Here is an 8,318-nt window from a genome sequence, read left to right on the forward strand (position 1 = left end):
TCAGTTGCTTCCTGATGATAAAATTCAAGCACTAATCGACGCTTTTATTTCGGTTTTACCCGCATTTTTCAAGGCAAAATTGCTAAAATTCAAGTGCGAAAGTTGAGATAAAAACTTTAAACCTCAATAAATCCTTTATATTAAATGGGTCACAGAGGGTGGAAATTTTTTTTGCACCCTGAAATATTTTCAAACTGTTAACTGGAATATGAACCATGCCGAAATTTGTCTTTCTTGCTACTGGGCATATCCGCAAGATTATGCACATGTCGCCATGCATCAGGTCAGGCGCGTTGATTTGATATGGCAAAACAAAGAGGTAGAACAATATGAAAGGCTGAAAAGTGATGCTTTAACGTCAGAAAAGAAATTATCGAAAAAGCTATTAAACTGAAAGACAGACAATCGGGAAAGAGATAATTTTGTAAATTGCCTGTTACGTTGCCACCTTTGAACCATTATGTTATGATAATTACACACCGTACTTTTAAGTACATGGACATAAATATATTTATAAAATTGATCGGATCGCTCTTTACGGTTGCTGGGGGTCGGATTTTGGATTAATGATACAAGGATGGCAGAAATGGAAATAGTACCCGTCTCTCTTGGCGACAGGAGCTACGACATAGCAATAGGCCACGGTATACTTGATGCCGTAGGACAGAGACTCAAAGGGTGTGGATTTAGCAAGACCCTGGCACTGGTGAGCAATCCGACCGTTTTTAACCTCTACGGAGAGAGGGTGCTGGCCTCGGTCAAGGCGGCAGGGTTTAAGTGCTCCTGCGTGTTGCTCCCCGATGGCGAGGAGTACAAGGACCTCAACTGGGCCAACTACATCCTGTCTGAACTCTTGAAAGAGGGCCTCGACCGCAAATCAGCCCTGATTGCCCTTGGGGGTGGTGTGATCGGCGACATCACCGGATTTGCCGCCTCTATCTACATGCGGGGCATTGGCTACGTCCAGATTCCCACAACGCTCCTGGCGCAGGTGGACAGCTCCGTTGGCGGTAAGACCGGCGTCAACCACGCACTTGGAAAAAACATGATCGGCTCCTTCTATCAACCCCGCCTGGTGTGGATCGACATCGAGACGTTGAGCACCCTGCCCTGGAGACAGCGCCTCTCCGGTCTTGCCGAGGTCATAAAGTACGGCGTTATCTGGGATGCGGACTTCTTCCGGTACCTTGTGGAAAAGACCGACGAACTGTTGTCCTTTATCCCCGACAACCTCATCTATATAATCACTCGCTCATGCCAGATCAAGGCCGAGGTCGTCTCCGGAGATGAAACGGAATCCGGCCTGCGGGCCATCCTCAACTACGGTCACACGGTCGGGCACGCCATCGAAACAATTACCGGATACAGGAAGTTTCTACACGGAGAGGCCGTAGCCATCGGTATGTATGCCGCTGCCTGCATTGCCGTGGAACACTCCATGCTTGCCCCGACTGACATGGTGCAGCTTAGAAATGTCCTTGAGAGTTACCATCTGCCCTTTAGCGTGCCAGACTATATCGACCACAACCAACTGGTGGGACTGATGTATCACGACAAAAAGGCCGTCTCCGGTGGACTGAGGTTCGTGTTGCCTGATAAGATCGGCTCCGTCAGGCTGGTCTCTGTCGATGATGAAGGCTATATCCTTGCGGGACTCCAAAAGACACTGTAATCTCCTAGCGTATGGTTTAATACAGCTCCTCAGAGACATCCGGCAGTACCGCAATAGGGTATCTTCTAAAAAAAGCAGGGTAAGATTTATTTCTTCCTGTAAATATGGTATACTGAAATGACGCAGGTTTTTTCAGGCATGATATTTGATAAAAAGATAATGGGGTCAAGGGGACTGGTCCCCTTGCAGGGGGTTCTGAAGGGGGGCGGAGGGGGTGGGGCACCCCTGCCACAAACCGCCCCTTTCTTTCTTGTATGCGAGCAATTTTGATACCCGAAAAAACTCGAATCCGATCAGTATACCATCAATTGTGTCAATAATCGAGACGACATTGCGGCGACTGATAGTTAGCAAGTTGCCCCCTGTAACGCACTCCCTGGTGGATAGCGTCTTTGCCGGAAAGCGGTATGTCAGGAGGAAGGTAGCCAATCTGGCCTTAAATGCGCTGGAGTCATCTCTGCAGAGGAGTTCGTTGGTGAGCTACCCGATCTACATGATTATCGACCCGACAAACCACTGTAACCTGCGCTGTGCGCTATGTCCGACGTGGCAGGATACACAGGGCAGACCCAAGGGAATGATGGCGCTGGATGCGTATAAGAAGCTCCTGGATGAGGTTGGCCCGTATGTCTTTGGCGTATACCTGTGCAACTGGGGAGAGCCGTTGTTGAACCCGCATCTTGCCGAAATGATCGAGTATGCCAAGGGGTACAACACAATCGTCGGCTTCAGCACCAATCTCAACCGTCTCGGCGACGATACCGCAAGGCGCATTGCTACCTCCGGCGTAGACCTGATCGTCCTGTCCATTGACGGGGCCACCCAGGACAGCTATGAACAGTACCGCGTCGGTGGCAATTTCTCAACGGTGAAGGCCAACATTGAGAGGCTGCTTTCCTTCAGAGAGGCTTCGGTGCGGTTTCCTCAACTGATATGGCAGTTTCTCGTAAACAGGTACAACGAGGGCGAGGTTGAGGCGGCACGGCAGATTGCTCGTGACTATGGCATAGCGTTTTCACCGTCCCCGCTGCGGACGCACATGGGCAAGGAGTTGTTGATGCCTCTGTACGCACGCCTCAACGAGGACGCCTCCTGGCTGCCACAGGACGGCTCTTACAATCGGTATGCCTATGAGATAGCTCCCGGTACACGGACGAGGCAGCATAGTTGCAAGTGGTTGTGGGACGCCTCCGTTGTCAACTGGGACGGCTCCGTGGCGCCGTGTTGTGGCGTCTACGAAAAGAGCTGGGACTTCGATAACTGTTTTGTCGGACGTGGCACGTTTCGCAGGGTGTGGAACTCCCCACAGTATCAACACGCACGACGCCTGGTGCGGGCCTACACCAAAAGAACTCCATCAATGTCGCCGTTGCACAAACACTGCAAAGACGCACGAATTATCTGTGCCAATTGCGTTGAGTATGGATTCCTGGAGGACTGACCTGGGAGGGCGGCATTTTTTATGAGGGGGATTTGTTGATGTAGTTTAATAGTGGATGACTCCGGATAACGCTGTTATATGCCAGGTAAGACCACACAAGGCCGGCCACAAAACCTCCCAGGTGTGCATACCAGGCTACAAGCTCGTTGGAAAATAACAAACCAACAAGATTCATCAATATCCAGATGCCGCAATACCACTTGGCTGATAGCTTTTTTTGCCAAAAGAGAAACATGAAGGTTAACCTGGCCTTTCTGAAAATCATCATATATGCAGCCATAACCCCTGCCACTGCCCCGCTTGCACCAACAACCGGTACGTGGGACGACGATGTAAAGACCGTCTGGGTAAGCCCTGCCACAACCCCACAGGTCAGATAGAACATCGGATAGTGTATTCGCCCCAGGGCGTCTTCCACGTTGTCCCCCAGGATATAAAGGAAATACATGTTGCTCACGATATGAAATAATCCGCCGTGGAGAAACTGATAACTGATAAGGGTCAGAAACCAGGAAAACGTCTTGTCTGCACTGGCAACCAGTCCAAACCTCCCGGTAAACGCCTCCGGAGAATCCTGCGCAATTACCAATAGCATCATAAGGACGTTAATTGCAATTATGGTGATAACAACAACAGGAAATCTCCGTGGCTTTATATTAAACTCAACCGGCAGGGACAGGACAAACTGAAACACCCAGTGCTGCCATGTTGGCTTCTTCTCCAATGCCGCTTTGACGGAAGGGATTTCGTAGAAGGCCTTTGCATGGGCTATCTTTTCCTTTTCCAGCCATATCCCGTAGCATTGCGCACACACGGATATATCCAGTCCGCTGTCCCGGGCAAGCTCGTATCTGTTCATAGGCATATGACAGTCGGGACAATGACGCGTTGTGTGTCCCTTGTATGTCCCGAGGTTTTCTATAATGGAAGGGCTATACATGGAGTTCTTATCGTCTTTAGTATGAGGTAACAGGATTTTATCGAGGGAGTGTTTTTCAAACCACAAACCGCCACACCGGTTACAGGCATCAAGCTCTATGTCTTTGTTCCTGAGGGGGTGTAACAGGTGGTTGGTGCATTGGGGACATTTGAGGGTTCTGTTGTCTTTCTTATGGCTGATGATGGTACATTCTGCGCCCATAGAGTAAAGCAGTCGTTTAACCTCTCCGGCGTTTCCGAGGTCGAGATTTCCCGCAGCGACCACCGGATAGCCACGAAGAATCCGCTTGCCTTTGAGGCTGTCAATGTCCACGTTGCAGTATCTGCAGAGGCCCTTTTTGACCTCTATCTCATCAAAGCCTGCCGATATGATGCCCTCGAAAACAACGCTATAGGTTTTATTGCTGCTTACGCCTGCCTCCGGCATTATGTTGTCGTTCATCCTATGTAAAAACCAGCCAACCAGTTCAGTATTAACGAGCAGAAAATAACATACAGGTAAACACCAAATATTTTGTCGATCAGTTTATTCCCTGTCCTGGAATTTCTTGCTATAAGATACATCCGGTAGGGGATTTGCAAAATGATAAATACATATACGACTATCCCTGCCCGATTATATTGCCAGGTCTTGTCTAAGTGCATTCTGCTGATGCTTATAAAGCTCCTTGTCAAACCACAACCGGGGCAATTTATATGGAAAAGATTCTTAAATGCGCATATGCTCGGTAATGTCATGCCATTAAGAGAAACGGCACATCCGTCCTCAACGTACAAGATGCGTGACAATAGCAAAACAGAGAGGCATAACACTAAAATATATACATTACTGTTATTGCCTATCACTTTTAGCTATACGCATCCTTCATGGAAGCCAAAAGATTTGTTGCAAGAATCAACGTCCCTACCGCCCTCCTATTGTTGCCAGCAATATAATTGCATGGCCGACCGTATCGACAATACCAAGCCAGAATGCGACTGTTGACTTGGTTTTTTCATCTGCATACTGAGGACTGCTTTTGATAGTTGTAAGCGCTTTATTAGCGTAAAATATAGCTGCGGGTCCTAAAAACATACCGTAACAAAAAAATCCCACAATAGCATATATTAAGGCGTATTTGGTCTCTTTAAGTTTTTCCTGCCGTACCCCCTCCTCATTCATAAAGCCCTTATCGAAGTAATACCCACAGTGGTGGCATTTCTTAGCCATTTGCTTAACATCCTCTGCACATGCGGGGCAGGTTTTCAATCCGCTTGATTGTCCCGTAGACAGGTTATATCCACACACGCAGATATCCCGATGATTGGGAACCAGCTTTTTGCAGTTGGGGCATTCCCTGGACATCTTTTGGGGAGTATTGCATAACTTACATATCAGATCGGATGCCTGAATTGTTTCCCCGCACGATGTACACGTTTTTGTGTCATCGTTGCGTCTTAAGGGATGTTTCGGGGGATCGGCAGATTTCTCTTTGAGCACTGGCTCTATAACCAGCGACTCTTGAGGTTCATCGATGGCCTCTATTGTACACAACGCCCCGCTTTGGTTAAAATAGTTGCTGTACTTGACGGCTGTGTTATAGTCAACCTTATTTTTTATGATGAGGCGTTTTCCTGAGAAGAGTCCATCGAGCTGTCTGTCATCTTTTCGCTTGAGGAGTGAGGAAAGCCTTTTTTTGACCTCCGCCATATCTTGCCCTGCTTGTATGTCTCCCCGAAAAACAACCTTGTAAAGCTTTACCACTAAGAAATACCTTCCTTTAAAAAAACATCTCAAATAGTATACAATTTAGTTGTTAAATCTGTCAACATACATATACAGCTTCCTGTAAATAGTTCTGTGCGGTGCCGTACCTTTTTTTTTGAAACGTTCTTATATATCATCACGCACCAGAAATTCCACACGATTTCTCCCGGCCTTTTTTGCCATATACAGGGCCGTATCCGCTGCCTCTATCAAAGCGCTTGGCTGACTGTTGCACTGTGGTATCATAGTTGTTACCCCTATACTTATGGTAACATGGTCTGCCGCATCCGAGTGCTCATGGGGTATATCCATTGCACATACAACCTCCCTCAGACGTTTTGCAACCGTCATGGCGCCCGGGCCATCGGTATCTGGCAGGATACAGGCCAGCTCCTCACCCCCATACCTGGCTATGAGGTCCAACGAGCGCTGCATTGCAGCCTTTAAGGACAACGCAATCTCCCTCAGACAATCATCCCCGGCACTATGACCATAATTGTCGTTAAAACGCTTAAAGAAATCAATATCAATCAATATCAGCGACAACTGTGTCTGTCTCCTGACGGCACTGTTCCAGGTAAAGTCAAGAAACTCATCAAATTTCCGGCGATTGGCTATCCCTGTCAGTACATCCTCCCTGGCCATGACCTCCAGTAAGTCCCTCTTGCGCTTTAACTCAACGTGGGTCTTCACACGCGCCTCAACAATGGGCGGACTAAAGGGCTTGGTGATGTAATCCACCGCCCCCAACTGAAACCCATACCTCTCCTCTTCAACGTTGCTTAACAGTGTTATAAAGATTACAGGGATATCCTTGGTCTGGGCGTTTTCCTTAATCCGGCGGCAGACCTCATAACCATCCATACCGGGCATCAGTATATCTAGGAGTATAAGGTCGGGTTTGTCCTCGTTTGACTCCAGAAGGCTGATTGCCTTGTCTCCACACTTTGCTACAACCAACGTATAATGCGCTTTGAGCAGGTTCACCAGAATATCAATGTTGACCTTTTCGTCATCGACGATCAGTATCTTTGCACGTTTTTCCTTCATATCAGCATCTCTCCCTATTAATTATATAGCAAGCCCCAATGATTGAGCAAAAGCAATCAAAGCAGCATGTGCCTCGTCAAAGTCGTAATCATTTATGTGACTCTCAACTTTCGCCATTGCCTCAGATTTGCAATAGCCTTCCAGCATACCCCTCAGTATCTGAAGCTCTGCCACGGACCGCGAATCACTCTCCAGAAGCAACACCGCCAGCTTATGTATTGAGGTCACTACGGCTTCGTTGCCTCTGAGGTCTTCTGCATCGAGCGGGTCAGCGGTACGTGCCTTAGACGTTGTTTCAGGTGGCGTGGTGTCATCAATCCCAGATAGGTCTGCCATAACGTCATCGAATGCCGTTTTAAATGCGCTCAACAGTGAGTCAAGGTCAGCGATATCCGCTGCGGTATCCTTGAGCGCCTTGTCCAGTGGTTGCAATGCCCGGTACAGCTCAGTGGCACCGAGGTTACCGGAAACCCCGGCCAACGTATGAACCAACTCACGGGCTGCCTGGTAGTTCTTGTTGTCCAGCTCGCTGGAAACTGCCCTGAAGCTGTCTCTGTATTTGCCGTAAAGTTCCCTCAATAGTTCGACGTACAGGGTTGTGTTGCCTATACATCTATCCAGTCCGAGGCGTATATCGATACTGCTCAACCGTGTCAGCAGCGCCGTCTTTGCACCTTCGCCCGGAGTCTGAGAGGATGGTGTTGGCGGCAAAGGTGGTGATGGTAGTTTAACCTCTCCGGGGGGTAGCCAATGCAACAGCGTGGTGTAGAGTTGATTGGGCTGTATGGGTTTACCTATGTGGTCATTCATCCCTGCGGCCAGACACTTTTCCCGCTCTCCGGTGAGGACGTTGGCGGTCATGGCGATAATTGGCAGACCGGCAAACTCCTGTATCTGCCGTATCCGTCTTGTAGCCCCATAGCCGTCCATCACGGCCATCTGGATGTCCATCAGCACGACATCAAAATAATGCGGTGGCATCTTCGTGAGGGCATCCACAGCCTCTGCACCGTTTCGGGCAATTTCCACTTTGATCCCCTTGCTCTGGAGTATCTCCATGGCAACCTGGCGATTGATATCGTTGTCCTCTACCAGGAGTATACGTACATCGGTCAAACGTTCGAGTCCCTCTACCATGGCCTCCGTGGCGGGTATTACGCCCCTGTGCCGGACAACGTCCTCGCCGACTACCGACAGGATGGTCTCAAACATCACCGACAGACTGACCGGCTTTATGAGGATGTTATCAATGTGTGCCCCCCTGGCTGCCTGCATGACCTCCTCACGACCGTATGCGGTTACCATGATGACCTTTGGCGTCTTGCTCTGCGGCAGGAGCCTGTTGATCTCCTTCACTGTTCTGATACCGTCCATTTCGGGCATCTTCCAGTCAATGAAGATCATGTCGTAGGGGTCATCCAATGAACGCTCCAACTCGGCCAAGGCCTCTGTCCCCGATGCCACGGGTG

General features: G+C 49.0%; 7 protein-coding genes. 2 read left to right on the top strand and 5 right to left on the bottom strand.

Annotated features, from left to right (window positions below):
• Positions 1-586 precede the first annotated feature (586 nt).
• Positions 587-1,672, top strand: coding sequence for a 3-dehydroquinate synthase (aroB, locus tag HWQ67_RS09200; RefSeq protein ID WP_218252392.1), 1,086 nt, complete (start codon positions 587-589; stop codon positions 1,670-1,672).
• Positions 1,673-1,982: 310 nt separating this feature from the next.
• Positions 1,983-3,113: a radical SAM protein gene (locus HWQ67_RS09205; RefSeq protein WP_218252393.1), complete on the top strand. Its 1,131-nt coding sequence runs from the start codon at positions 1,983-1,985 to the stop codon at positions 3,111-3,113.
• Positions 3,114-3,132: 19 nt separating this feature from the next.
• On the opposite strand, the gene HWQ67_RS09210 is transcribed toward HWQ67_RS09205, so the two are convergent.
• The 5 genes from HWQ67_RS09210 to HWQ67_RS09230 form a co-directional block, all read right to left on the bottom strand.
• Positions 3,133-4,494: a rhomboid family intramembrane serine protease gene (locus HWQ67_RS09210; protein WP_218252394.1), complete on the bottom strand. Its 1,362-nt coding sequence runs from the start codon at positions 4,492-4,494 to the stop codon at positions 3,133-3,135.
• On the bottom strand, positions 4,491-4,790 hold the full coding sequence (locus tag HWQ67_RS20520; protein ID WP_425340715.1) for a DUF2752 domain-containing protein: 300 nt from the start codon (positions 4,788-4,790) through the stop codon (positions 4,491-4,493). Before HWQ67_RS20520 ends, HWQ67_RS09210 begins: the two co-directional genes overlap by 4 nt.
• A 166-nt stretch (positions 4,791-4,956) precedes the next feature.
• Positions 4,957-5,742 carry a zinc ribbon domain-containing protein gene (locus HWQ67_RS09220; protein WP_218252396.1) on the bottom strand — a complete coding sequence of 262 codons (786 nt, stop codon included), beginning with the start codon at positions 5,740-5,742 and terminating at the stop codon, positions 4,957-4,959.
• 183 nt (positions 5,743-5,925) lie between these two features.
• On the bottom strand, positions 5,926-6,849 hold the full coding sequence (locus HWQ67_RS09225; RefSeq protein WP_218252397.1) for a diguanylate cyclase: 924 nt from the start codon (positions 6,847-6,849) through the stop codon (positions 5,926-5,928).
• 21 nt (positions 6,850-6,870) lie between these two features.
• A partial coding sequence (locus tag HWQ67_RS09230) for a response regulator (protein WP_218252398.1) occupies positions 6,871-8,318 on the bottom strand: 1,448 nt, incomplete at its 5' end.

Origin of the sequence: Candidatus Magnetobacterium casense, assembly GCF_019173545.1 — a bacterium.
Taxonomy (GTDB): Bacteria; Nitrospirota; Thermodesulfovibrionia; order Thermodesulfovibrionales; family Magnetobacteriaceae; genus Magnetobacterium; species Magnetobacterium cryptolimnobacter.

Bases quoted from the DNA above. Each gene is read 5' to 3' on its own strand.
- aroB (WP_218252392.1), top strand. From the start codon at position 587: ATGGAAATAGTACCCGTCTCTCTTGGCGACAGGAGCTACGACATAGCA.
- HWQ67_RS09210 (WP_218252394.1), bottom strand. From the start codon at position 4,494: ATGAACGACAACATAATGCCGGAGGCAGGCGTAAGCAGCAATAAAACC.
- HWQ67_RS20520 (WP_425340715.1), bottom strand. From the start codon at position 4,790: ATGACATTACCGAGCATATGCGCATTTAAGAATCTTTTCCATATAAAT.
- HWQ67_RS09220 (WP_218252396.1), bottom strand. From the start codon at position 5,742: ATGGCGGAGGTCAAAAAAAGGCTTTCCTCACTCCTCAAGCGAAAAGAT.
- HWQ67_RS09225 (WP_218252397.1), bottom strand. From the start codon at position 6,849: ATGAAGGAAAAACGTGCAAAGATACTGATCGTCGATGACGAAAAGGTC.